Consider the following 24643-nt stretch of genomic DNA (forward strand, 5'->3'; position numbering starts at 1 on the left):
TAAAAAGAATAAAAATTAATTGATATATAAAAGGGTTGCGTATTGTAATGTGAGTTTTTTTATGAAGCATGCTTTGTGTTTTATTGAAAAAATAGAATAATAAAGCGGTTTTATTGTAGAAACAAAGATAGACAATTCCAAAATAATTTTAAGTTCCAATTCCAATTGACTATTTTTACTCGTAACTGATTCATTTGAAATCGAATTAATGATTGTAATAATTAAATTTATGAGAATACTATTTTGGATTCCTTTTCTTATTTTATGTTTTGCATTCACAAATAGTCATGCGCAACCCAAGAAATACATCATTCACACAGTAGCATTCTACAACTTTGAAAATCTTTTTGATACTATTGATGACCCAGAAACTTTTGATGAAGAGTGGACACCAACGGGTTTACAACGTTGGACAATTGATAAATACCAAAAGAAATTAAGTAATTTAGCTCGTGTTTTAGCTGAAATCGGCTCTTCTGAAAATACAGATGCTCCCACTTTTATTGGTGGATGCGAAATCGAAAATAGAAACGTTCTTGAAGACTTGGTAAAACAACCCCAACTGATCGAGAAAGACTACGGAATTATTCATTTTGACTCACCAGACAAACGCGGAATTGATGTGGCGTTATTGTATCGAAAAAATAAATTCAAGCCTACAAGTTCCATAAACATTCCATTGTACATTTATAAGAAAGAGATTTCCAGAAAGGAAGAAATCAAAATTAATCCACAAGATATTACGGATGATGAGTTGCAAGTGAGTCCAAAGAATTATAGGGTGTATACTCGGGATCAATTATTAGTAACAGGGTTTTTAGATGGTGAAGAAATTAACATTATTGTCAATCACTGGCCGTCTCGTTCTGGAGGTGAAAAAAAGTCAAGTCCGTTTAGAGAAGCTGCAGGTGCATTAAATAGAAAAATAATCGATTCACTGCAACGTATAAATCCAAAAGCAAAAGTGATTACCATGGGTGATCTTAATGATGGGCCGTATAACAAAAGCGTCAAAATTGCTCTTGGAGCCAAAGCAAAAAAAGCAGAAGTTAAGGAATTTGGAATCTACAATCCATTTGAAGAAATGGCTAAAAACGGAATGGGAACTATTGCGTACCGTGACGCATGGGATATTTTTGATCAAATAATGGTTTCCGAGACTCTAATTCAAACCGATTATTCTAGTTTTAGGTATTGGAAAGCTGGAATTTACAATAAGCCCTTTTTGATTCAAAATAGTGGTCAATACAAAGGATATCCGTTGCGACATTCAACCACCGAAATTGGTTTTAGCGACCATTTCCCCGTCTATATTTATTTGATCAAAGAAAAAAATTAGTTTTATTATTTCATAACTTTACGTTTAAAACAAAAAAAATGGCAATAGCAAAACCCTTCAACCTTAGTAAATGGATTGAAGAAAACCGGGAACTACTAAAACCTCCTGTTGGAAATAAAAACTTATATACGGATTCTGGAGACTATATCATTATGGTAGTTGCGGGGCCAAATGCCCGTAAAGATTATCATTATAATGAAACCGAAGAGTTGTTTTATCAGCTAGAAGGCTCTATAAAAGTAATTGTTCAAGATAACGGAGAACGCCGAGAAATGGAACTTCATGCGGGAGATATGTACTTGCATCCAGCCAAAACTCCACATTCGCCTGTCCGTTCCGAAGGTTCAATTGGTTTGGTAATTGAGCGCAAAAGAGCAGGTTTAGGATATACAGATGGATTATTATGGTTTTGCGATAATTGCAATCATAAATTACACGAAGTTTATTTTGAGTTGCACGATATCGAAAAAGATTTCTTACCACATTTCAAGCATTTTTATAGCTCAGAAAAGTTGAGAACGTGCTCCAAATGTGAAACTATCATGGAAACAGATCCTAAGTTTGTTTAATTAAGTTCTAATTTTTTTTATAGCTATTCCTGCTATCCGCTGTATCTTTTATCTCTAAAGAACGAGATAAAAGGATGCCGCTACTATCAGGGCTAGAAATCATCCATAGAAAAACAGTAAATTCTAATTCCAGAACAGAATAATGGTAAGCTAAATTCCATTCACAATTGAAGTATAATTCAAAAAAATACATTTTAAATTTCCTTTACTTATAGAGGAAAATAAAAATAATACTGATTATTATTTCACCTTAAATCGGTATGTTTGTATAAAAATATAACAATTTTTAATAAAAAAGTTACAATGATAACAATAGCAGATCAATTCGGAATCAAAGAAGCCCTTAAGCAATTAGGGATTGAAGCCATAAATGAAGGAACATCTACAGGTGAATCTAATTTTGCCAACGGAAAAATCATCGAAAGTTATTCGCCAGCAGACGGCGCTTTAATTGGAAAAGTAAAAACTTCTTCAAAAGAAGATTATGAAAAAGCAATGCAAAAAGCATCAGAAGCTTTTTTAGAATGGCGCATGATTCCAGCTCCAAAAAGAGGGGATATCGTTCGCCAAATGGGGGATGAATTAAGAAAATTTAAAGAACCTCTTGGAAAACTTGTTTCTTATGAAATGGGAAAAAGTCTTCAAGAAGGATACGGAGAAGTTCAGGAAATGATTGATATCTGCGATTTTGCAGTAGGATTATCTCGTCAACTTTACGGATTAACGATGCACTCTGAAAGACCTTTGCACAGAATGTACGAACAATACCATCCAATAGGAACCGTTGGAATTATCTCTGCTTTCAACTTTCCAGTAGCGGTTTGGAGTTGGAACGCTATGATTGCTTGGGTTTGTGGTGATGTTGCTATTTGGAAACCAAGTTCAAAAGTGCCTTTATGTGGTATTGCTTGTCAAAACATAATCAAAACTGTTCTTAAAAGAAATAATGTACCAGAAGGAGTTAGCTGTTTAGTAACAGGAAATGAGTCAGGTGATTTAATCAATAACGACAAAAGAATTTCTTTAGTTTCTTTTACTGGATCAACTAGAATTGGTCGTCACGTATCAAAAACTGTGGCGGAACGTTTTGGGAACACTATTCTTGAATTAGGAGGAAACAATGCAATTATAGTTTCTGAACATGCAGATATTAGTATGGTTTTAGTGGGTGCTGTTTTTGGTGCAGTTGGAACTGCAGGACAACGTTGTACATCAACAAGACGTTTAATTATTCACGAAAGTGTGTATGACAAAACGATTAGTGTTTTGAAAAATGCTTACGGTCAGTTACAAATTGGAAATCCATTAGACGAAAATAATCACGTTGGACCGCTAATTGACAAAGGTGCTGTGAAAGATTATTTAGAAGCTATTGAAGCGGCTAAAAAAGAAGGTGGAAAAATTATTGTAGAAGGTGGTTTAGTAGAAGGTGAAGGTTACGAAAGTGGTTGTTATGTAAGACCATGTATCATTGAAGCGGCCAATCATTTTGACATTGTTCAAACTGAAACTTTTGCACCTATTCTATATGTAATGAAATACAGTACAATCGAAGAAGCAATTGCGATGCAAAACGGAGTTCCTCAAGGACTTTCTTCTTCTATCTTTACCAATAGCATGAGAGAAATGGAATTGTTCCTCTCTCAATCGGGTTCTGATTGCGGAATTGCCAATGTAAATATTGGAACTTCTGGAGCAGAAATTGGTGGTGCTTTTGGTGGTGAAAAAGAAACTGGTGGTGGCCGCGAGTCAGGATCGGATGCTTGGAAAGCGTATATGAGAAGACAAACCAATACAATCAATTACGGTACACAGTTGCCATTGGCACAAGGAATCAAATTTGATTTGTAGTCTAAAATAAAATACTAAAAAAGGCAATTTGAAATTTTCAAATTGCCTTTTTTTATACTTAGTACTTTGTAAAATTTATGTTGAAATAAAACTATAAATTAAAAGAAGCACCAATGTTAAATACAAATTGGTTGTTTAATCGATCAAAGCCAACAGGATTTGTTTTGTAACTTGCAATTGGAATTCCTGCTTCTGTAAAAATACCAAAACCTTCTGTAAAGAAATAACGGAAACCTAAATGTGCTCCAAAATTTCTTAACCCTAAATCTAATCCTGGATAAATATCCATTTTTGGATCTAATTGAAATACATTCCCTAAGTTCGCATTAAAACGACCTTTAACATCTACTCTATCTCCAAAAGACGGTGTGTTGTCTAATTCATCTTTAGAAACAGATAATAAATAAGAAGTAACGAATCCAAAAGACATGTTTTCTCCAAGACCAAAATCTGTAGAGACTCTAATTCCAGATCCTCCATTTTGAATGTTTGCTCCAATATCAAATTTCACATCTCCATTTCCTTTAAATGCTTGTGCATTTATAAGACCGATAGTGAATAGTAACGCTAATGTAATAGTCTTTTTCATACTCTTCAATTTTAAATTTGACGTAAAATTAGTTCAATTAATCTAATTTCTTCCTTTCTCATCAAAATATAATTGATGTAAGGGTTCACTCTGCCAAAATTCTTTAGTATCAACATCCATAATGGTCAACGGACCTTTAAAAGCTGCTCCAGTATCTACATTCCATATATTTGCTTTTTGAACAGGAGTTGTTTCTCCAATTCGGGTAACAGGAGTATGACCAATATAAATCTCATTATAAAGTGTAAAACGTTTTGGGTAGAATGGATGGTCTAAATTCATTCTATTATCAAGTGACAAAGCCGTTTCCCATAAAGTTCTGTCCCAATAAAATTGGTTCGGAAAATACTCATATTCAACCCCATTCATATTAGTAAAGCCAGCATGAACAAACAAACGACCTTGCTCATCTAAGAAAAAATTATGAAGTGATTTTAAAAATCCGATATGCTTTTTTTTGGTTATTAAACTAACAGATTCATAAGCAGTTACGGTGGCTTCTCCACCATGTTTATACCATAACAAATTATCTTTACTTTCATCAAGCCACTCCAATAATAAATCGTCATGATTCCCACGAATGCAGATGCAGTTTTGCTTTGTTTTTAATGCAATAAGGAAATCGATGACTTGTGGAGATTGACTCCAGCCATCAACGTAATCCCCCAAAAAAATCAAAGTGTCATTTTTAGTAACTTTAGCTCTTTCCATAATTTGGTGAAGCGCTCTCAAGCCACCGTGGATATCGCCTATAACAAGTGTTCTCATGTCCTATTTTGTCTTTTTAATAATGTAAAAACAGCATAAAGGAAATGCTATTTTTCAATTTATAAAAATAAGTAAAACAGTCCTGAAACAGTGTGTTTTTAATATATATTTTAAAAATTAATTACAATAAGGTGAACATAAAATACAATCTAGTTAAACTCAAATTCCAATTGTAAATTATTTTTTAATTAGGGTTAAATATCACTAATTTAGGGGATTGTTTTTGAGTATTTTTAAAATTAACTTTACCAAAAATAATTTAAATTTGTTCAAGATGAGTACGTTTCTTTCTCTATCCTTACTTTTAGCTAAAATGATTTCTTTGGTTTTAAAAGCAGTAATTTCTTTATTTTAGAATTTATAAAACCAAAAATTCTTTATTATTTTAAATGTTCATTCTTTCTAAAATAGGAGGAGTTTCTATCTATTGTACATCATACTTCATTTTTCTTAAAATACGTAACGCTTCTTTAAACGATAGGTATACGGATAAGAATGGCTTCAATAATGCTTTTGCATCTATCAGTTTTTGTTTTGCATCATCAAAACCGTTAAGGTAACAAATCATAAAGGTTGAGGGTAAGTTCTCTAAATCTTTCTGTTCTTGATTGGATAATGAATGTCCTTTTTGTAATTTGTTCAACAAAGCAATGTTTGAATTGTAAATATGAAACAGCATTTTTTTATTGAATTTCGGTGGTTCAAAAAGCATTACTCTATCAATTTTGTAATACCCATTATCTTGAAAATGAATCGTCTGTTTTTCTAACGGATAATAACTTGTTTTGTCATTTAATCCCAAAGGAACATATTCTATAATAGTAAAGCTATCCTCATCATAAGTAATTTCAACCACATCTTGAGCGGAGTAAAATAACTTAATCTGTTCATTAATGAGTTCAATATCTACGCGCGATAAATAGGTTTTGTCGCGCGATCTTTTAGGAATCCCTGCCCAACAAATTACAAATAATTCTTTAAATACTTTATATTTCGGCGCCATGTCTTTGTGCCGAAAATTCAAGAAATCAATTACACCATCAAGCGTATAAGCAATACTATTTCTAGAATTATTCTCGATACCTAAAACAGTTTCTGTATTTTGGTAATTTTTTTCAATTTTACCAATAACTGGCATGGTATTGCTGCCTTGACGCATATAAACACTGTAAATTGGAATGGTATAAATCCCTTTTTTAAAATGCGACGTATTGCTTTTTGGACTTATAGTAACCAATCCAATTACTTTATCCTTGGGTAAATTTGGAAAAGGGATATTCTCATATTGTATTTTCGGAGGATTTTCTAGATACGCATTTACTAAATTCTGAATTCGGCTGTCGTCAAAAAAATCATCTCCTACAATTGTATTATCTTGATCCTCGACGCCAACAATTATATAGGAATTGTTTGTGGGATTCGAATTTGATAAGGCGCAAATATGTTTCAAAAACTTAGCTTTTCCTTCTTGCGAATGTAAATTCAACTGCCGCTTTTTATCAAAAAAACTGCTCTCGTCATTATGAGCGAGAAGATTTTTAATAAGAATGCGTTTGTTGATCATTGAATTCTTTTTTTTAAAACACGTTATAAAAATTACCGCAGATTCGCAGATTTATTTTCACTTTATAATCTGCGGTTCACTTTTATTAAGATTTATTCATCACCGTCGCCGAGGCTTGCGCAGTAGGAAGTACAATCAAATCAGCAATATTTACATGATACGGTCTAGAAACTACAAAATGAATAATATCAGCAATATCTTCAGCTCGCAACGGCTCAAAACCTTTGTAAACATTGGCCGCTCTTTCCGAATCTCCTTTAAAACGCACTTCGCTAAACTCTGTTTCAACCGCTCCCGGATGAATTCCACCAACGCGAATTCCAAAAGGATTCAAGTCAATTCGCATCGCCTGATTTAATGCGTCAACAGCATGTTTAGAGGCGCAGTAAACGTTGCCATTTGGGTACACTTCTTTTCCAGCAATCGAACCAATGTTAATAATATGACCTGATTTTTGCGCAATCATTTTCGGGATTATAGCTTTCGAAACATATAAAAGTCCTTTTACATTAATGTCGATCATAGCATCCCAATCATCTAAATCTCCATTCTGAATTGAATCCAAACCATGTGCATTTCCGGCATTATTAATCAAAACATCAATTTTAGAAAATGCTTCTGGCAAGGAATTAATGCTGTCAAAAACTGCTTTTTTATCTCGAACATCAAAGGATAAAGTGTAGACTTCTGTAAACGCGGACAATTCCTTTTTCAATTCTAATAAACGATCTTCACGGCGACCACACAGAATAATTTTGTAGTTATTTTTGGCTAATATTTGCGCAGTTGCTTTCCCAATTCCGCTGCTAGCACCAGTTACTAAAGCTATTTTACTCATTTTTTTATTTTTTATTTCATGCTAAAATTAGTCCTACTTTTATTTGGGCGTGACCTAAAATTTCGTCGTCATTCCTCCTCGTAACTTTAGGTCGGGCTTTCCGTTCCCGCTTTTATTTATTTTTTCTCGTCCAAAAACGAGAAAAAATAAATAAAGAGCTCCACTGCAATCCCTCACGCAAACCTGTATTCATTAACCCGAATTCGTTAAAAATAGAGCTGTGAAACCCGGAGAAATCCTTGTTAAATAAAAACAATTTATGCTACATCTTCGCCCATGCTTGCAGTCCAAATCGCAAACCAGTCTTCTTTGTCTAATTTTAATTCTACCGCTTTTTTTAACGATTGAATACGAGCCACATTTACTGTTCCTGCAATAGGAATTATTTTTGCTGGATGTTGTAAAATCCATGCGATCAATATGGAATCTGAACCTAAATGGTATTTTTCCATTAAGGTAACCAATAGTTTTTTTAATCTGCGAGTTTGTGAATTATCTTCTCTAAATACAGAACCTAAAGGATTTCCGGAAAGCGGACGAATGTTATTCATCTGCATATAATCAAAACTTCCATCAACCATCGGTTTAAAGTTAGTTGCCGAAAATTGAACTTGATTGTAACTAATTTCCGTTTTTTGACGAATTAATTCTGTTTGCGAAGCAGTAAAACTTGCCAATCCAAAATCGATTATTTTTCCATCTGATTTTAATTTCAAAACCGCTTCTGCAATTTCATCCGCTTCCATCAAAGGACTTGGTCGGTGCAATAAAAGAACGTCTAGATAATCAGTTTGTAAATTTTTTAATGAATTCTCAGCCGAAGAAATGATATATTCTTTAGAATAGTCATAATGTCTAATCGAATTTTGGCGACTTTCTGTTACTAATTGCACGCCGCATTTAGAGATTAGTTGCATTTTTTCTCTTGCAATTTTGCTGGAAGCAAGTGCTTTTCCAAAATCAGATTCGGTTGTATAATCGCCATAAGTATCTGCGTGATCAAAGGTGGTTACTTTATTTTCTAAACACACATGAATCATATTCTCCATTTCTTTGGTATTTAGTTTTTTATCCCAAATTCCCCAATTCATGACACCAGCTATAACGGGTGATAAATTTGTTTTGCTCATTGTTTTTATTTTTTGTTGAATACGTAAATTCTCTAATTCAAAGTTTATTTTTCAAAGTTCTTAAAAATATAAAAATTGTATCATAATTCATCCTTAAAATTAAGGTATTTACTGAAGTTTTAACCATTTTTTAACATCTTACCTCTAAAAAAAAATTCAATTTGCACCTTCAAAACAAAGGCATTAAATTCAAGGTTTTAAAAATAATAAAATGGAACAAAATACGGCTACTTTAGACATCAGAGCAATCAATGAAAAAATTGAAAGAGAAAGTGCTTTTATAGACCTTCTCACCATGGAAATGAACAAAGTCATTGTGGGTCAAAAGCACATGGTGGAGCGTTTGTTAATCGGACTTTTAGGTCAAGGACATATTTTATTAGAAGGAGTTCCGGGATTGGCAAAAACATTGGCGATTAATACGCTTTCGCAAGCCGTGCAAGGATCGTTCAGTAGAATCCAATTTACACCAGATTTATTGCCAGCAGATGTTGTAGGAACTATGATTTACAATATCAAGTCAAATGAATTTTCTATAAAAAAAGGACCTATTTTTGCCAACTTTGTACTTGCCGATGAGATTAACCGTGCACCTGCTAAAGTGCAATCAGCTTTATTAGAGGCGATGCAGGAAAAACAAGTGACTATTGGTGATACGACATTCAAGTTAGACCGACCATTTTTAGTTCTTGCTACTCAAAACCCTGTGGAGCAAGAAGGAACCTATCAACTTCCAGAGGCACAAGTCGATCGTTTTATGCTAAAAACAGTGATTGACTATCCAAAAATGGAAGACGAGCGATTAGTAATTCGCCAAAACCTAAAAGGAAGTTACGAAAAAGTAAATGCTGTAGTTTCTGTTGAACAAATTTTACGAGCTCAAGAAGCGGTTCGTGAAGTGTACATGGATGAAAAAATAGAAAAATACATATTGGATATTGTTTTTGCAACACGTTATCCAGAGCAATATAAATTAGCCGAATTAAAACCATTAATCAGTTTTGGAGCTTCACCTCGTGGAAGTATCAACTTAGCCAACGCGGCAAAATGTTATGCATTTATCAAGCGTCGTGGTTATGTAATCCCGGAAGATGTTCGCGCTGTAGTGCATGATGTATTGCGTCACAGAATTGGAATCACTTATGAAGCAGAGGCTGAAAACATAACGTCTGTAGACATCATAAACAAAATCGTAAACGAAGTTGAAGTTCCCTAAGATTTCAGATTTATGATGCAAGATTTTAGATTTTTAGATTTGAAATCATCAGTCGTTAATCACCAATCAAATGGATACAAAAGAGCTTTGAAAAAAACTTAGCGCCTTGACGCCTTTGTGGCAATAAAAAACATGGATACAAAAGAGCTTTTAAAAAAAGTACGTAAAATAGAAATCAAAACCCGAAGATTGAGCGATCATATCTTTTCTGGGGAATATCATACTTCGTTTAAAGGACGAGGAATGACCTTCAGCGAAGTACGACAATATCAATATGGAGATGATATTCGTGCAATTGATTGGAATGTTACTGCGCGTTACAATGAAGCTCATGTAAAAGTTTTTGAAGAAGAGCGAGAATTAACCATGATGTTGATGGTCGATATTTCTGGATCTGAAAGTTTTGGTTCTAAAAATCAATTCAAAAAAGATATTGTTACAGAAATTGCAGCAACAATGGCATTTTCTGCCACTCAAAATAATGATAAGATAGGTTTGATTTTGTTTTCAGATGAAATCGAGTTGTACATTCCGCCAAAAAAAGGAAGATCTCACGTACTTCGTATTATTAGGGAATTAATCGAATTTCAACCTAAAAGCCACAAAACCGATATTGCACAAGCACTAAAATTCTTATCGGGAACTCAAAAAAAGAAAGCGATTGTATTTGTAATATCAGATTTTATGTCCGAGAATTACGAAAATACTTTAAAGATTGCTGCGAAGAAACACGATATAACAGGAATTAGAGTGTACGATATTCGAGAAGAAAAAATGCCAGATTTAGGAATGGTTTCTATGCTTGACGCTGAAACGGGAGAAATTCAATTGGTTAACACCGGTTCGAAATCAGTTCGAATGAATTACGAAAAATTATATCATGAAAAGCTGAACTATTTTAAGGACACTTTTAGTAAATCAGGATCAGGTGTTGTAAACACAAGAGTTGACGAAAGTTATGTGACGAAATTATTAAGCTATTTTAAATCGAGATAAATCCCCTCCCGACCTCCCCGAAGGGGAGGAGTTTGGAGTAGAATATAAGACAGAAATACATTTCGCATTCGCCTCCCTTTTCTTCGGAAAGTCCTGAAGCGTTGGGAGTGGATAGGAAAAAATAAGAAGATGAAAAAACAAATATATTTATTATTTCTACTGCTTTCCACAGCTGTTTTTGCGCAACAAAAACAAGTGGTTACAAGTATTGATACGCTTAAAAATAAAATTGGTGCGGAGTTTAAACTGTCAATAAAAACAACGGTTGATCCATCGTCTAAAGTTATTTTTCCGAAATTAAAAAATGTGGGTGCTTTAGAGGTTATTCGTTCGTATCCTGTTGATACCGCTAAGATTGATGGGCGTTATGAATTAATCAAAAAATACGGACTGACTCAGTTTGATTCTGGGCGCTATGTTGTTCCAAGCATCAAAATCTTTATCGATAGCAAACCGTTTATGACGGATTCGCTTTTGGTTGAGGTTGCTAATGTTCAAGTGGATACTCTAAAACAAAAAATGTTTGACATCAAGGATATCGCTCCTGCTGAAAATCCTATTGGAAACTGGTGGAAATACCTTTTAATCATTGCGTTAATTATTGGAATTGGTGCTTTTATTTATTGGTTCCTTAAAAAACGCCAAGAGAAAAAATTACAAGAAGCCATCATAAAAACACCAATAGAGAAAGCCACTACTTTGCTAGATACTTTGGAGAAAAAAGAATTGTGGCAAAAAGGAGAAGTCAAAGCCTATTATAGTGAGTTAACCGATATTGCCAGGAATTACATCGAAGAGGCGATTGAAATTCCAGCAATGGAAAGTACGACTTCCGAATTGATTCAAGGACTTAGAGCTGCTTCTGTCAAAAAGAAAATGACGCTTTCACAGGAAATTATTGAAAACTTAGAACGCGTCTTAAAACAAGCCGATTTAGTAAAGTTTGCGAAGTCTAAACCATTGGATTTTGAAATTACGGAGGATCGAAATAAAATTCAAAAAGTAATTTTAACTTTAGACAAATCCATTCCAGTAGCGGTAGAAGTTGAGGAAGATACTTTATTGAATGAAGCTCAAAGACAAAAACAGATCCAAATTCAATTACAAAAGCAGCGTAAAAAGCGAATTATTACGGCAGTGGCTTCAGTGCTGTTTTTGCTATTGGCTACAACGATTTTTTTAATTGCTACCAAGGGATTTGATTATGTCAAAGATAATTTACTGGGACATCCTACAAAAGAGTTATTAGAAGCAGAATGGGTTAAAAGTGAATACGGAAATCCAGGCGTTGTAATTGAAACTCCAAAAGTGTTAAAAAGAGTAGACTTGACCAAAACTTTGCCAAAAGAAGGTATGGCTTTGATCAAAGAAATGCAATCTTTTGCTTACGGAAGTGTTTTAGATCATTTTTATTTAATGGTTTCGACCTTAAAATTCAAGCAAGAAACAGAAATCGATTTGACTAAATCAATGGATGGAATTTTACAATCGTTAGAATCGCAAGGTGCTCAAAACATGATTGTGAAGCAGGAAGAATTTGAAACCAAAGAAGGTGTAAAAGGTGTAAAAGCGTATGGGACTTTTTCGCAAATGGATGCTTTGACAAAATCGAGTGCTAAATTATATTATGAAGCTTTGTTATTTAGTCAAGAAGGTGGATTACAGCAAATAATATTAATGCACGAAGAAGGAGATAAATACGGTAATGAAATTTCAGAACGAGTTTTAAACTCGGTGGAATTAAAACAAGTAACTAAATAATGGATAAAATAACTTTTTTAAACCCAGAATTTTTTTGGTTATTTCTACTCATTCCTGTAGCCGTTTTTTGGTTGTTTTGGAAAAAGAACGAGCAAACAGCAACTTTAAAAATAAGTTCTTTGCAGGGTTTTAAAGGATCAGAATCTACTTTAACGAAATTAAAACCAATTTTAAACGGCTTTAGAATTGTTGCATTGTGTTCTTTAATTATCGCCTTAGCAAGGCCAAGAACGGTGGATGTGAGTAACAAAACTAAAACCACAAAAGGAATTGATATTGTAATGGCAATTGACGTTTCAGGAAGTATGCTGGCTAAAGATTTAAAGCCAAACCGACTCGAAGCGCTTAAAAAAGTGGCAGCCGACTTTGTAGAAGAACGACCAAATGATAGAATAGGATTAGTTATTTATGCATCAGAAGCTTACACAAAAACACCAGTAACCAGCGATAAACCAATTATTCTGGAGGCGATCAAAACCATCAAGTACGATAATGTTTTGCAAGATGGAACAGGAATTGGAATGGGATTAGCCACTGCTGTGAACCGATTGAAAGATAGTAAGGCAAAAAGTAAAGTGATAATTCTGTTGACAGACGGTGTCAATAACGCTGGATTTATTGAGCCAGAAACAGCGGCAGATATTGCAAAACAATACGGGATTAAAGTATATACCATCGGAATTGGAACTAACGGTATGGCAATGTCTCCTTATGCTGTTGCGCCGAATGGACAGTTTTTATTTCAAAACATGAAAGTAGAGATTGACGAACAATTAATGAAAAATATTGCTGCTAAAACCGATGGAAAATATTTTAGAGCAACGAGTAATTCTAAGTTAGCAGAGATTTATGCTTCTATCAATAAATTGGAAACTACTGAAATAGAAGAATTAAAGTTTTATGATTATGATGAAAAATACAGAACTTTTGTTTGGCTTGCCGGTTTTTTATTATTAGCTGAATTTGGGTTGAGAAAAACAGTTTTTAGAAGTTTTATTTAGTATCCCCACCCCGGCCCTCCCCAAAGGGAAGGGAGGTAGGAACAGATATTAAGATTTTTGTAAGGAGTCTTTACGAGTAAAATGTTAGAATTGAAATCATAAGTTTAGAATTAAGGTTGAGAGTAAAATCTACAATCTAAATTCAAAAATCTAAAATTATAAATGGAATTAGACGAAAAAAAATATTTGTATCTCCTTTTTATACTACCGTTTATCGTGTTAGTTTTTCTTGCTAATTTATATTGGAAAAGAAAAAAGAAACGAGAGTTTGGAGATTTAGAAATGGTGAAAAAATTGAGTCCGGAGAGTTCGGTTTTTAAGCCCGTATTGAAATTAGTAGTTTTTGTTGTGGCTTTATTAGCACTAATTATTGCTTTGGTTAATCCAAAGATTGGTACTAAAATGGAAACGGTAAAGCGAGAAGGAATCGACATTGTTTTTGCAATGGACGTTTCTAAGAGTATGCTTGCTGAAGATGTTGCGCCCAATAGATTAGACAAGAGTAAACAAATTGTTTCCCAAATTATCAATCAATTAGGAAGTGATAGAATAGGGATAGTCGCCTATGCAGGAAGTGCTTTCCCAGTGTTGCCTATTACAAGTGATTATAGTGTGGCCAAAATGTTTTTGCAAAGTATGAATACCGAAATGGTTTCGTCGCAAGGAACATCTCTAGATGATGCCATACGACTGGCGATCACTTATTTTGATGAAAAAAGTAAAACAAGTAAATTATTAGTTTTGATTTCGGATGGCGAAGATCATTCTGACGATGCCCAAGCGGCAGCCGAAGAAGCCAACAAAGCAGGATTAAAAATTATTACAATAAGTATAGGAACTGAAAAAGGGGCTACGATTCCGTTGAAGAGTAATGGTGTAGTTGAAGGTTTTCAAAAAGACAACAATAATGAAGTGGTCATCACCAAGATGAACAGAGCGAGTTTAGAAGCCATTGCAAAAGCGACTAAAGGAGGTTATGTAAACGGGAATAATACTAAAGAGGTTTTAGAATACATAAAAGCTACTTTAGATAAGATTCAAAAGACAGAATTTGAAGCTACTGAAATGGCTGATTTTCAATCGCAATTTCAATGGTTTTTGGGTTTTGCTTTTTTGCTGTTATTTGCTGATGTTTTTCTGTTGGAAAGAAAAACGAATTGGGTTAAAAAGTTAGATTTATTTAACGAGAATAAATAATTATTTCTAAAAGGATTGAATTCTTTTAGGCATATAGACACACTAAATGAAAAGATTTAAAACTACCATACTAATTTTTTTTATGTTCGCAAGTTTGGCAACTGCTGGATTGTATGCGCAAGAGAAAGATCGAGTTTTGCCTAAAGCAAATAAGGAATACGCAGAGAGTAATTTTGCAGACGCTGAGGCAGATTATAGGATTTCAGATTCTAAGTTTCCTAGTAAAGCAACTGCACCTTACAATCTTGGAAACAGTATTTATAAGCAAAAACAATCCTCAGAAGCAAAATTTGCTTATGCAAAAGCATTAAAAAACTCAAAAACTAGGGAAGAGAAGCATCGCGCCTTTCATAATTTAGGAAATGTTTTTATGAATGAGAAAGATTATACGCAGGCAGTGGAAGCTTATAAAAATGCATTACGAAATGATCCTACTGACGAGCAAACCCGATATAATTATGCTCTAGCAAAAAAAATGTTGAAAGATAATCCGCCAAAGGATGACAAGAAAAAAGACGACAAGAAGGATAAAGACAAAGACAAGAAAGACGATAAAAAAGACGGCGAAAAAGACAAAAAAGATCAAGATAAGGATAAAGATAAGAAGGACGATAAAGGCGATCAGGATAAAAAGAAAAATGATCCTAAACAAGATGATAAAGGAGAGCCTAAGCCAACTCCAGGTGGGATTTCTAAAGAGCGCTTAGAAAATCTTTTGAATGCCGTGAATAAAGAAGAAAAGAAAGTTCAAGATAAAGTGAACGCTCAGAAAGTAAAAGGAAAACCGGTTAAAACAGAAAAGGATTGGTAATTCAATCTCATACTTTGAAAATGAAAAAATATTTAGTAGCAATTGTCTTATTGGTATGCGGTTCTCTTATTGCGCAAGTTCAATTTGAAGCTCGAGTTAGTAAAACTACAGTAGCTTTAAACGAAAGATTGCGTATTGACTTTATGATGAATGTTGATGGCGATAATTTTGTACAACCTTCATTCGAGGGATTTAGAATTATTGCCGGACCTAGTCAGCAAGTGAGCCAATCATGGGTAAACGGAAGAAGCTCTTTTGAAAAAGCATATTCCTATTTTTTAGTGCCAAATCAAAAAGGAACATTTATTATTAAGCCTGCAGCCATAGAATATAATGGTCAAATTTATAGAACAGCGCCTATAAAAATTATCGTTACTGCTGCTCAAGAACAGCCAAGAGATCCTAATGATACGCAACAAATAACTGCTGATGAAAATCTATATTTGGTTGCAGATGTATCCAAAGATAATTTGTATGTAAACGAACCTACAACGGTAATTTACAAACTGTATTTTGCAAATGTTGGAATTTCTAATTTTAGAGAGTTAAGCAAGCCAAAATACAATGACTTTTGGAGTCAAAATATTGAAATTAAACAACTTGAAGCGGAGGAAGGATTGTTTAGAGGACAAAACTATCGCTACGTGGTACTCAAGAAAGTAGTTTTATATCCACAGAAATCAGGAAAACTTAAAATTGAGCCTTTATCATTAGAGATTGATGTGCAATTACCTTCCAATCGTAGGGATATGTTTGGTAGAATGGTGCTGACTGAAACGAGCAAAAGAGTATCGGCCGGAACTAAGGTTATTAATGTAAAACCATTACCTGAAGCTGGAAAACCTGATAATTTTAGTGGTGCTGTAGGGAACTTTGATTTTAAAGTAACGCCTTCTAAAAACAACTTAAAAAATGGCGAAAGTCTTGATTTAGTAGTTAGCGTAACCGGAAAAGGAAACTTAAAATTATTTAGTTTACCAAAACCAGAAGTGCCTAATGCGCTAGAAATGTATGATGCTGTGCATAGCGAAGATATTAGTACTCCACTTTCTGGTATGAACGGAAAATCATCCGATAGTTATACGATAGTTCCACAGTATAAAGGGAATTATCCCGTAAAACCATTGCAGTTTTCATATTTCGATTTGAGTTCAAAAACGTATAAAACCATTACTTCTCCTGAGATAATGATTAATGTTCTAGAAGGTGCTGTTCCTGTTGATTCGACATCAAATAAAGGTAATAAAAATAAAATTGCTGAAATTGAACATTTCTCTTCTATTAAGAAAAAGACGCAATTGATTGCGATAGAAAAAAATGATTTCTTTGGTTCAAATTTATTCTTATTATTACTGTTTATACCGTTTTTACTTTTACCATTAATTGTTTTATACAAGAATAAAAAAGAGGCATTGGCTGGCGATATTAGTGGCAATAGAATTCGTATGAATAATAAATTGGCTAAAAAATATTTATCAGAAGCCAAAAAACAAATTAAGAACAAAGAATTATTCTATATCGCATTAGAGAAAGCAATGCATAATTTTCTGAAGGCAAAATTACATATTGAAACCTCAGAAATGAGTAAAGATAATATTCAAGAGTTACTATTATCTCGAAATGCGAATCAAGAAACCGTAAATGCCTTTATTGTATTGACAGAAAATTGCGAGGTTGCTCGTTATGCGCCTTCCTCAAGTGCTACAATACAACATGATTTTGATCAAGCAGTTTTAATAATCTCTGAATTAGAAAAACAGATATAAAGAATTAGCTATTAAGTCTTAAGATTTTAGTAAATACAAGTTATTTTTTAAAATTGAATATTAAAATAAATAGAGAAATAAAGTCTTTGTGGCAAAAAGAAATAAAATGAAAAACATATTATACCTATTTTTACTTTCTACCCAATTTTTCTTTGCTCAAAATGGCTTCGAAAAAGGGAATGCTCTTTATGAAAAAGGGAGTTATGCGGATGCCGCTGTTGCGTATGAAAGTGTTTTAAACAGCAATCAACATTCTGCTGAGCTTTATTTTAATTTAGCCAATACCTATTACAAATTAAATAAAGTGGCTCCAGCTATTTATTACTACGAAAAAGCATTAGTGCTGAATCCAAAGGATCAGGAAAGCCAAAATAATTTAAAATTTGCGAATAAAAGAACCATCGATGAAATCAAAGTTATTCCTAAAGTTGGCTTTGCTAAATTAGTTCGTGACTTTACAGGAATTTATCATTATAACACATGGGCATGGGCAACCATAGGATTAGCAACATTATTTTTATTATTTTTTATAGGTTATTATTTTTTGCAAATCACAGTATGGAAACGCCTATTTTTTATAGGAATGTTTCTAGCAATTTTACTCATGCTCATAACAGTATCCTCAGCGATTTTTGAAAAAAAATATTTTGATACGGAGAAACCGGCAATTATTTTTGCAGAAATGGCTAATGTAAAAAGCGAACCTCGAGACGGTGGGAAACCATTGTTTTTGTTACATGAAGGAACAAAAGTTTATGTAGAGGAAGTTATTGGGAAATGGAAAAAAATTCAACTTACAGATGGATCAGAGGGTTGGATAGAAAGTAGCGCCATCAAAGAAGTAAAGTAAAATTCTAAAGCTTCCAGCCTTTCAAAGGCTGGAAGCTTTAATTTAAACCCTAAGCTTTCTTCTTCATTTCCTCATATCCTTTTTTAATGGAAGGGAAAAAGTAACCTGCAATTTTTTGTATAGGATTGTAAAACAGAGAATTGTCAAGCGTATCTTTTTTGGCTAAATAATTATTATAATTTATTTTTTCAAAAACAGAAAAAACAATACTTACAATCAGAATAGTTTTTAGTACTCTGAAAAAGCCTCCACCAAGTTTGTTTAACCATCCTAAAAATGCAAAATTAGCTATGCCTGTTAAGAATTTTGCTAAAAGATGAATGACTAGAACCACTACAATAAACGTAAGTACAAAAGCAACAATCTGAATAGTATTGGGATTCCATTTTACAAAACCCATTAAGATATTCTTCATGAAAGAAGAAAATTTAATAGCAAAATATATCCCAAGAATTAATGAAATCAGCGAAGCCAATTCGACAAAAAGACCGTTAACAACGCCTTTATAGAAAGCAAATACTAGTAAAGCACACAAAATGATATCTAAAAATCCCATTGTAATTTATAATTTATTGCGAGCACAAATATAAAAGAATACTTCAACATCAAATGCCAATTTTCAAGTTCTTATCTTTGCGCAAATAATAGATTGTTTTTTGGAAAATCAAACTCAAAAAATATTAATCTGCAATCACAAATCAACATGTCAAGAGACACACAACTTAAAGAACGCTGGGAACAGCTTGTACATATACTTTCGGAACAATTTTCACAAGGAGAAGATTTAGATTTAGACGCCATTATTTATTTAATTGGAGTACAAGAACTCGGTAAAGTGCATAGAGAATATAAAAAAGATGAAAAATTAAACCTAATGCACATCGCTATTTGTCGCTTATTAGAACCGTATGGTTTTTATGAATTCGAATATTTTGATGAGGAAGGTTGGCCACATTACAAAGTAAAAGAGGAGTTGCCGCCACTAAAAGCGGGAGAACAATCAGTTTTGATGAAAGAAGCCATTGTCAATTATTTTCTTGAAAGAGAAGTAATTGAGTAATTTTTTTTGAATAACGATTATAGATTACTGTTTTACTTTAAAAACTAGAAATTTTAAAGAGTAAACTCAGAACAAATTACTTATTTTTGCACTCTCAATTATTGAATGAAAATGATAGACAAGATAAAAGAATATATTGGTGAAGCACAAGCTTTCTCAACTCAAAACACAGCCGAATTAGAAGCTTTTCGTATCAAATTCTTAGGAAGTAAAGGACTTTTAAAAGAACTTTTTGCTGAATTTAAGAATGTTCCTAATGACCAGAAAAAAGAGTTTGGACAAGTAATTAATTTGCTAAAAACTTCTGCTGAAGAAAAGGTAAAATCTATACAAGAATCTTTAGAAAGTAAAGAGGAAAGTAAGGGATTTTATGGTGACTTAACGCGTTCTCCTGAATCTAGTATTATTGGTTCTCGTCACCCAATTTCATTGGTAAAAAATCAAATTGTAGATATCTTTTCTAACATCGGTTTCAACGTTTCTGAAGGACCAGAAATCGAAGACGATTGGCACAATTTTACTGCCTTAAACTTGCCAGAATACCATCCGGCACGTGATATGCAGGATACCTTTTTTATACAAACAAATCCAGATATTTTGCTTCGTACGCACACTTCATCCGTGCAAGTGCGTTACATGGAAAACAATAAACCGCCTATTAGAACCATTTCTCCAGGAAGAGTTTTCCGTAATGAAGCCGTTTCTTCGCGTTCGCACTGTATTTTCCACCAGGTGGAAGGTTTGTACATCGATAAAGACGTTTCGTTTGCTGATTTAAAGCAAACACTTTTATATTTCACTAAGGAAATGTTCGGGAAATCTAAAATCCGTTTACGTCCTTCTTACTTTCCATTTACAGAACCTAGTGCTGAGGTTGATATTTATTGGGGTCTGAAAACAGAAACTGATTATAGAATTACCAAAGGAACAGGTTGGTTAGAAATCATGGGTTGCGGAATGGTCGATCCTAATGTGCTGAAAAACTGCGGTATCAATCCTGATGAATACAACGGTTTTGCCTTTGGAATGGGAATCGAAAGAATTGCCATGTTACTGTATCAAATTGGTGACATTCGTATGTTTTACGAGAACGATGTTCGTTTCTTAGAGCAATTTAAATCTAGTATTTAATTAGAAGCTATTTCCAGCTGTACACTATATCTTTTTATAAGGCGATAAAAATCGCCTTATAAAAAGGATGTCGCTTCCATCTGGGCTAAGGAACCTCGGTTTCAAGAAAATTTTACTTTTCAAAACCTCACATTATTAATTAAAGAATCAATTTTTTTATTGCTTCCTTTTACTCAAACAATATGAAAAAAGACATCATTATTCCCGAAGTAGAAAATGTTTTCGTTGCTGTAGTTCAAGAATGGAGTGATGATTTTATGGAAAAAGTGTGGTATGCCTATTTGGTAAACGACAGTGATTTTCTTATAGAAAGCGTTATGGTTGTTTCTAAAGCTTTTGGAACTATTGACGGTGAAATGAAAAAAACATCGCTCTTGCGTCATGCTTTTGTTGAAGTTCCCGCTGTCTCAGTAGTCAAAATAGAAATGATAGAGAAAAGCGTTTTAGTACTTAATAATGAGTTTATGGTAACTTTCTTTATGGACAATAAACTATACGACAAAAAGTTCATCTTTAAGGCAAATTCTATCAACGAGACCGATGTTGAAGAAGTGCCTATTTTATTTATTGATGGTGTTATTGTAAGATAGACTATTTCGAATAAAATATGCTCTACAATTTTGTAACTTGAAAGCGTCTCTTACTTTAAATGAATAAAATCTTGTTTTAGTTTTATTTTCTGCAGTAATAAAAAAAAACATCTAGCGATTTTGCTGTTTGGTTTTAGATTTCCAAGTAATATAGCCCAATACAAAAATCCCTAGGATAATGAAAGTTGCAGCGCGAATATAAAAACTAGGTTGAGATAGTTGCTCAGAAACCGAAATTGTTTTTAGGTCAAATAAGAGCATGAATAAGGACATGAATACGCCCCAGATACCGCCCATTTTAATCTGATATTTCCATCTTTCACTCATCCTAATTTTTTTTACTATTTAGTTTCTTAAAGATTTAATCTAGTTTATCCGTTAATTTCTTAAAAACAGTTTTAGCTTCTTTTCCTTCGTACAGAATGGAATATACAGCATCAATAATAGGAGTATTTGCACCATAAGCTTGATTGAGTTTATAAGCACTTTTTACGGCATAATATCCTTCGGCAACCATGCTCATCTCCATCATAGCAGATTTTACCGTATATCCTTTTCCAATCATGTTTCCAAACATTCTATTTCTAGAAAATATAGAATAACCGGTTACTAATAAATCACCTAAATAAGCTGAATCATTAATGTTTCGTTTCATTTTGTGCACTTTTTTGATGAATTTTTTCATCTCACGAATCCCATTACTCATCAACACGGATTGAAAGTTGTCCCCATAACCTAAACCATGTGCAATTCCTGCCGCTATTGCGTAAATGTTTTTTAGCATTGCAGCATATTCAGTTCCTATAATATCATCAGTGATTTTAGTCTTGATGTAGTTACCAGATAAATTTTTAGCAACCACTTTTGCTTTGTCAGGATCACCACAAGCGATAGTCAAGTAAGAAAGACGTTCTAAAGCGACCTCTTCTGCGTGGCAAGGTCCTGTTATTACTCCGATATTGTAATACGGAATATCATATTTTACATGAAAATGTTCTCCAACGATTAAGCTTGTTTCTGGAACGATTCCTTTAATTGCAGAAAAAATAATTTTATCTTGTAGGGAAACAGTTAGATTTTTTAATTCATCATTCAAAAAAGCAGAAGGAATAGCAAAGATGATATAGTCAGCATAAGCTACAGCTTCATTGATGTCATTAGTCAGTTTTAATTTTTTAGTGTCAAATTCAACTGAACTTAAATAATTTGGATTATGCTTGTGAGTTCTAATATGCTCTATTGCAGTTTCATTTCGCATGTACCACGAAATTTCAGAAAGATTTACGCACAACATTTTTGCAATCGCAGTTGCCCAACTACCACCACCAATTACTGCAAATTTTTTATTCTCAGTCATTTTTTTATTGAATTTAATCAAAAGTAATTAAAAAAGTACTAATTAAACAAATTAAATTGAAAGGGAGACTCTAGAGACCACAAGGGTTTAAGGTATAATTTCACAATATTTTAAATTTAAAACACTAATTTTCAATTTTTTAAGCAATATAGTTAGTGATATTTCGTTATCTTTATATATTGTTATTTAATTTAACAAAAAAATCCGAATTGAATTAGTTAGTTAGTATATTTTGAATTTTAAAAGGCGCCTCCCATTAAAATTGGAAGACGCCTTTTTATTTTGTACTGAAATTTACACTCAGGATTTAAGCGAGTTAATAACTCATTTCGACAATAGATTTAACTTTATCTAAAGTGATATTTTGTTTTTCACCCAATCCTAACCATCCTCTCTCTTCAAAACGTTTTACGATAAAATCAGCTGTTTTATCGTATTCCTTTGTGTAATCAGAAAGGTTTGTATCCATTCCCATCGTATGAAAGAATGCAACTGTTTTCTCAATAGATTGAGTAGCAATTTCATCTTCTGTACCCGTCAAATTAAATATGCGTTTTCCGTATTGTGCTAGCTTACCTTTTTTAGTTTCAAACATTACTCGATATAAGTTTGGTCCTACTACTGCAAGAGTTCTAGCGTGATCAATGCCGTATAAAGCGGTTAACTCATGGCCAATCATGTGAGTTGCCCAATCTGAAGGAACTCCTTTTTGAATTAAGCCGTTTAGCGCCATAGTACAGCTCCACATAAAATTAGATGCCAACGCATAATCTTTAGGGTTCTCTACTACTTTTGGTCCAACCTCAAGTAGAGTTTGCAAAATACCTTCTGCAATGCGATCTTGAAGGAAACCTTCATGCACATAAGTTAGATATTGTTCTAATACGTGGGTGTAAGCATCTACAACTCCGTTTTGCAATTGTCTTTTTGGCAAAGATTCAATTACAGTTGGATCACATATAGAGAATTTTGGAAATAATGCTGAACCACCAAAAGCTAATTTTTCTTGTGTAGCCTCAATTGTTACCACAGATCCAGAATTCATTTCACTTCCAGTTGCAGGCAAAGTTAAAATGGTTCCAAAAGGAATTACTTTAGATAAATCTTTGATCAATAAGCGTTTTTGAAGAATGTCCATTGGATTTCCATCAAATTGTGCTGCAGCCGAAATGAATTTAGTTCCATCAATTACAGATCCACCACCTACAGCAAGAATAAAATCAATCTTTTGCTCCTTAACTACAGCTACTGCTTTCATTAAAGTTTCAAAACGAGGATTTGCTTCGATGCCACCAAATTCAACTATTTCAAAACCTTTTAAGTTTTCTATAACTTGGGCATGTATTCCATTTTTAAAAATACTTCCACCACCATAAGTCATTAATATTTTTGCTCCTTGTGGAACTAAGGTCGCTAATTTTTCAATTTGTCCTTTACCAAAAATTAGATTGGTTGGGTTGTATAATTCGAAATTTAACATAGTTATTATTTTTTTGAATTCAATTGAGCTAATAATTTTTCTGCAACTAATTTAGATGAAGCTGGGTTTTGCCCTGTGATAAGCAATCCGTCTTCTACTGCGTAAGGTTGCCAGTCTCCAACTTTTGAATAACTTGCGCCATTAGCTTGTAAAGCGTCTTCTAATAAAAAAGGAACTACTTTAGTTAATCCTACTGCTTCTTCTTCAGCATTTGAAAAACCAGTTACTTTTTTTCCTTTTACTAAATATTCACCGTTTACTTTTACATTTTTTAATGCACCAGGAGAGTGACATACAAAAGCTACTGGTTTTTTATTGGTATAAAATGATTCAATTAATGCTATTGAAGTTTTATCTTCTGCTAAATCCCAAAGTGGTCCATGACCTCCAGGATAGAAAACTGCATCATAATCTGCCTGATTCACATCAGATAATTTATGAGTGTTTTTTAGTTTTGCAAGAACAGCGGTGTCTTTGTCTAATCTTTTAGTGTCTTCTGTTGCTGCAGTTGGATCTTCACTTTTTGGATCAATTGGTGGTTGACCTCCAAGCGGTGTTGCAATATCTATAACAACTCCTTTATCAGCTAATTCATAATAAGGTGCTGCAAATTCTTCTGTCCAATATCCTGTTTTTTCTCCAGTGTCTCCTAGTTTATCGTGACTAGTAAGTACAAATAATACTTTTTTCATATCTTTTTTATTTTTTTTCTGTGCAGTTGCGTTTAGACAACTTACGGTTAATGCTACAATGGTAAATAAGGCAATTTTTTTCATGTT

Annotated in this window: 24 protein-coding genes; 14 read left to right on the forward strand and 10 right to left on the reverse strand. The window is 33.3% G+C overall.

Annotated elements, in window-relative coordinates:
• Positions 1–229 precede the first annotated feature (229 nt).
• The 3 genes from MW871_RS01685 (at position 230) to amaB (ending at position 3759) form a co-directional block, all read left to right on the forward strand.
• Positions 230–1339: an endonuclease/exonuclease/phosphatase family protein gene (locus tag MW871_RS01685; protein ID WP_248427343.1), complete on the forward strand. Its 1110-nt coding sequence runs from the start codon at positions 230–232 to the stop codon at positions 1337–1339.
• A gap of 38 nt (positions 1340–1377) precedes the next feature.
• Positions 1378–1908 carry a 3-hydroxyanthranilate 3,4-dioxygenase gene (locus MW871_RS01690; protein WP_210645351.1) on the forward strand — a complete coding sequence of 177 codons (531 nt, stop codon included), beginning with the start codon at positions 1378–1380 and terminating at the stop codon, positions 1906–1908.
• A gap of 303 nt (positions 1909–2211) precedes the next feature.
• Positions 2212–3759, forward strand: coding sequence for an L-piperidine-6-carboxylate dehydrogenase (gene amaB, locus MW871_RS01695; protein ID WP_188049390.1), 1548 nt, complete (start codon positions 2212–2214; stop codon positions 3757–3759).
• Between the two features lie 91 nt (positions 3760–3850).
• On the opposite strand, the gene MW871_RS01700 is transcribed toward amaB, so the two are convergent.
• The 5 genes from MW871_RS01700 to MW871_RS01720 form a co-directional block, all read right to left on the reverse strand.
• Entirely contained in the window at positions 3851–4348 is a 498-nt protein-coding gene (locus MW871_RS01700; protein WP_210645353.1) for a DUF6646 family protein, read from the reverse strand.
• Positions 4349–4390: 42 nt separating this feature from the next.
• On the reverse strand, positions 4391–5116 hold the full coding sequence (locus tag MW871_RS01705; protein WP_248427344.1) for a metallophosphoesterase family protein: 726 nt from the start codon (positions 5114–5116) through the stop codon (positions 4391–4393).
• A gap of 424 nt (positions 5117–5540) precedes the next feature.
• The gene (locus MW871_RS01710; RefSeq protein WP_210645357.1) at positions 5541–6680 is read right to left on the reverse strand and encodes an ATP-binding protein; all 1140 of its coding nucleotides are present in this window, start codon (positions 6678–6680) and stop codon (positions 5541–5543) included.
• A gap of 85 nt (positions 6681–6765) precedes the next feature.
• Complete coding sequence (locus MW871_RS01715; RefSeq protein ID WP_248427345.1) at positions 6766–7518, reverse strand: SDR family NAD(P)-dependent oxidoreductase; 753 nt, start codon at positions 7516–7518, stop codon at positions 6766–6768.
• 257 nt (positions 7519–7775) lie between these two features.
• Positions 7776–8648 carry an aldo/keto reductase gene (locus tag MW871_RS01720; protein WP_248427346.1) on the reverse strand — a complete coding sequence of 291 codons (873 nt, stop codon included), beginning with the start codon at positions 8646–8648 and terminating at the stop codon, positions 7776–7778.
• 211 nt (positions 8649–8859) lie between these two features.
• Between MW871_RS01720 and MW871_RS01725 the strand changes: the two genes are divergently transcribed.
• From MW871_RS01725 to MW871_RS01760, 8 genes are all read left to right on the forward strand, one after another.
• The gene (locus tag MW871_RS01725; protein ID WP_188049396.1) at positions 8860–9864 is read left to right on the forward strand and encodes an AAA family ATPase; all 1005 of its coding nucleotides are present in this window, start codon (positions 8860–8862) and stop codon (positions 9862–9864) included.
• A 132-nt stretch (positions 9865–9996) separates the two neighbouring features.
• Complete coding sequence (locus MW871_RS01730; RefSeq protein WP_188049397.1) at positions 9997–10860, forward strand: DUF58 domain-containing protein; 864 nt, start codon at positions 9997–9999, stop codon at positions 10858–10860.
• Between the two features lie 129 nt (positions 10861–10989).
• Complete coding sequence (locus MW871_RS01735) at positions 10990–12621, forward strand: hypothetical protein (RefSeq protein WP_210645361.1); 1632 nt, start codon at positions 10990–10992, stop codon at positions 12619–12621.
• Positions 12621–13622, forward strand: a complete 1002-nt coding sequence (locus tag MW871_RS01740; protein ID WP_248427347.1) for a vWA domain-containing protein — start codon at positions 12621–12623, stop codon at positions 13620–13622. The genes MW871_RS01735 and MW871_RS01740 overlap by 1 nt, the downstream gene beginning before the upstream one ends.
• A 162-nt stretch (positions 13623–13784) precedes the next feature.
• Entirely contained in the window at positions 13785–14819 is a 1035-nt protein-coding gene (locus tag MW871_RS01745) for a vWA domain-containing protein (RefSeq protein WP_248427348.1), read from the forward strand.
• A 46-nt stretch (positions 14820–14865) separates the two neighbouring features.
• Positions 14866–15630 carry a tetratricopeptide repeat protein gene (locus tag MW871_RS01750; RefSeq protein ID WP_248427349.1) on the forward strand — a complete coding sequence of 255 codons (765 nt, stop codon included), beginning with the start codon at positions 14866–14868 and terminating at the stop codon, positions 15628–15630.
• A gap of 20 nt (positions 15631–15650) precedes the next feature.
• Entirely contained in the window at positions 15651–17396 is a 1746-nt protein-coding gene (locus tag MW871_RS01755) for a BatD family protein (RefSeq protein WP_248427350.1), read from the forward strand.
• A gap of 106 nt (positions 17397–17502) precedes the next feature.
• Positions 17503–18246, forward strand: a complete 744-nt coding sequence (locus tag MW871_RS01760; RefSeq protein WP_248427351.1) for an SH3 domain-containing protein — start codon at positions 17503–17505, stop codon at positions 18244–18246.
• Positions 18247–18295: 49 nt separating this feature from the next.
• On the opposite strand, the gene MW871_RS01765 is transcribed toward MW871_RS01760, so the two are convergent.
• Positions 18296–18802 (reverse strand): CvpA family protein, encoded by a 507-nt coding sequence (locus MW871_RS01765; RefSeq protein ID WP_248427352.1) that lies wholly within the window; start codon positions 18800–18802, stop codon positions 18296–18298.
• Positions 18803–18949: 147 nt separating this feature from the next.
• Between MW871_RS01765 and MW871_RS01770 the strand changes: the two genes are divergently transcribed.
• From MW871_RS01770 to MW871_RS01780, 3 genes are all read left to right on the forward strand, one after another.
• Positions 18950–19306: a hypothetical protein gene (locus MW871_RS01770; RefSeq protein WP_188049407.1), complete on the forward strand. Its 357-nt coding sequence runs from the start codon at positions 18950–18952 to the stop codon at positions 19304–19306.
• 111 nt (positions 19307–19417) lie between these two features.
• The gene (gene pheS / locus MW871_RS01775; protein ID WP_188049408.1) at positions 19418–20437 is read left to right on the forward strand and encodes a phenylalanine--tRNA ligase subunit alpha; all 1020 of its coding nucleotides are present in this window, start codon (positions 19418–19420) and stop codon (positions 20435–20437) included.
• Positions 20438–20619: 182 nt separating this feature from the next.
• The gene (locus MW871_RS01780) at positions 20620–21027 is read left to right on the forward strand and encodes a hypothetical protein (protein ID WP_188049409.1); all 408 of its coding nucleotides are present in this window, start codon (positions 20620–20622) and stop codon (positions 21025–21027) included.
• A 111-nt stretch (positions 21028–21138) separates the two neighbouring features.
• Here MW871_RS01780 and MW871_RS01785 read toward each other — a convergent pair whose 3' ends face one another.
• From MW871_RS01785 to MW871_RS01800, 4 genes are all read right to left on the reverse strand, one after another.
• Positions 21139–21354 (reverse strand): hypothetical protein, encoded by a 216-nt coding sequence (locus MW871_RS01785; protein WP_188049410.1) that lies wholly within the window; start codon positions 21352–21354, stop codon positions 21139–21141.
• 34 nt (positions 21355–21388) lie between these two features.
• On the reverse strand, positions 21389–22384 hold the full coding sequence (locus MW871_RS01790) for an NAD(P)H-dependent glycerol-3-phosphate dehydrogenase (RefSeq protein ID WP_248427353.1): 996 nt from the start codon (positions 22382–22384) through the stop codon (positions 21389–21391).
• 316 nt (positions 22385–22700) lie between these two features.
• Positions 22701–23864, reverse strand: a complete 1164-nt coding sequence (locus MW871_RS01795; RefSeq protein ID WP_248427354.1) for an iron-containing alcohol dehydrogenase — start codon at positions 23862–23864, stop codon at positions 22701–22703.
• 5 nt (positions 23865–23869) lie between these two features.
• Positions 23870–24640 (reverse strand): type 1 glutamine amidotransferase domain-containing protein, encoded by a 771-nt coding sequence (locus MW871_RS01800; protein WP_188049413.1) that lies wholly within the window; start codon positions 24638–24640, stop codon positions 23870–23872.
• Positions 24641–24643: the final 3 nt, after the last annotated feature.

The organism is Flavobacterium pygoscelis, from assembly GCF_023162025.1.
Classification (GTDB): domain Bacteria; phylum Bacteroidota; class Bacteroidia; order Flavobacteriales; family Flavobacteriaceae; genus Flavobacterium; species Flavobacterium pygoscelis.

Coding starts and splice junctions, on each gene's coding strand:
- MW871_RS01685 (WP_248427343.1), top strand. CDS start 230: ATGAGAATACTATTTTGGATTCCTTTTCTTATTTTATGTTTTGCATTC.
- MW871_RS01690 (WP_210645351.1), top strand. CDS start 1,378: ATGGCAATAGCAAAACCCTTCAACCTTAGTAAATGGATTGAAGAAAAC.
- amaB (WP_188049390.1), top strand. CDS start 2,212: ATGATAACAATAGCAGATCAATTCGGAATCAAAGAAGCCCTTAAGCAA.
- MW871_RS01700 (WP_210645353.1), bottom strand. CDS start 4,348: ATGAAAAAGACTATTACATTAGCGTTACTATTCACTATCGGTCTTATA.
- MW871_RS01705 (WP_248427344.1), bottom strand. CDS start 5,116: ATGAGAACACTTGTTATAGGCGATATCCACGGTGGCTTGAGAGCGCTT.
- MW871_RS01710 (WP_210645357.1), bottom strand. CDS start 6,680: ATGATCAACAAACGCATTCTTATTAAAAATCTTCTCGCTCATAATGAC.
- MW871_RS01715 (WP_248427345.1), bottom strand. CDS start 7,518: ATGAGTAAAATAGCTTTAGTAACTGGTGCTAGCAGCGGAATTGGGAAA.
- MW871_RS01720 (WP_248427346.1), bottom strand. CDS start 8,648: ATGAGCAAAACAAATTTATCACCCGTTATAGCTGGTGTCATGAATTGG.
- MW871_RS01725 (WP_188049396.1), top strand. CDS start 8,860: ATGGAACAAAATACGGCTACTTTAGACATCAGAGCAATCAATGAAAAA.
- MW871_RS01730 (WP_188049397.1), top strand. CDS start 9,997: ATGGATACAAAAGAGCTTTTAAAAAAAGTACGTAAAATAGAAATCAAA.
- MW871_RS01735 (WP_210645361.1), top strand. CDS start 10,990: ATGAAAAAACAAATATATTTATTATTTCTACTGCTTTCCACAGCTGTT.
- MW871_RS01740 (WP_248427347.1), top strand. CDS start 12,621: ATGGATAAAATAACTTTTTTAAACCCAGAATTTTTTTGGTTATTTCTA.
- MW871_RS01745 (WP_248427348.1), top strand. CDS start 13,785: ATGGAATTAGACGAAAAAAAATATTTGTATCTCCTTTTTATACTACCG.
- MW871_RS01750 (WP_248427349.1), top strand. CDS start 14,866: ATGAAAAGATTTAAAACTACCATACTAATTTTTTTTATGTTCGCAAGT.
- MW871_RS01755 (WP_248427350.1), top strand. CDS start 15,651: ATGAAAAAATATTTAGTAGCAATTGTCTTATTGGTATGCGGTTCTCTT.
- MW871_RS01760 (WP_248427351.1), top strand. CDS start 17,503: ATGAAAAACATATTATACCTATTTTTACTTTCTACCCAATTTTTCTTT.
- MW871_RS01765 (WP_248427352.1), bottom strand. CDS start 18,802: ATGGGATTTTTAGATATCATTTTGTGTGCTTTACTAGTATTTGCTTTC.
- MW871_RS01770 (WP_188049407.1), top strand. CDS start 18,950: ATGTCAAGAGACACACAACTTAAAGAACGCTGGGAACAGCTTGTACAT.
- pheS (WP_188049408.1), top strand. CDS start 19,418: ATGATAGACAAGATAAAAGAATATATTGGTGAAGCACAAGCTTTCTCA.
- MW871_RS01780 (WP_188049409.1), top strand. CDS start 20,620: ATGAAAAAAGACATCATTATTCCCGAAGTAGAAAATGTTTTCGTTGCT.
- MW871_RS01785 (WP_188049410.1), bottom strand. CDS start 21,354: ATGAGTGAAAGATGGAAATATCAGATTAAAATGGGCGGTATCTGGGGC.
- MW871_RS01790 (WP_248427353.1), bottom strand. CDS start 22,384: ATGACTGAGAATAAAAAATTTGCAGTAATTGGTGGTGGTAGTTGGGCA.
- MW871_RS01795 (WP_248427354.1), bottom strand. CDS start 23,864: ATGTTAAATTTCGAATTATACAACCCAACCAATCTAATTTTTGGTAAA.
- MW871_RS01800 (WP_188049413.1), bottom strand. CDS start 24,640: ATGAAAAAAATTGCCTTATTTACCATTGTAGCATTAACCGTAAGTTGT.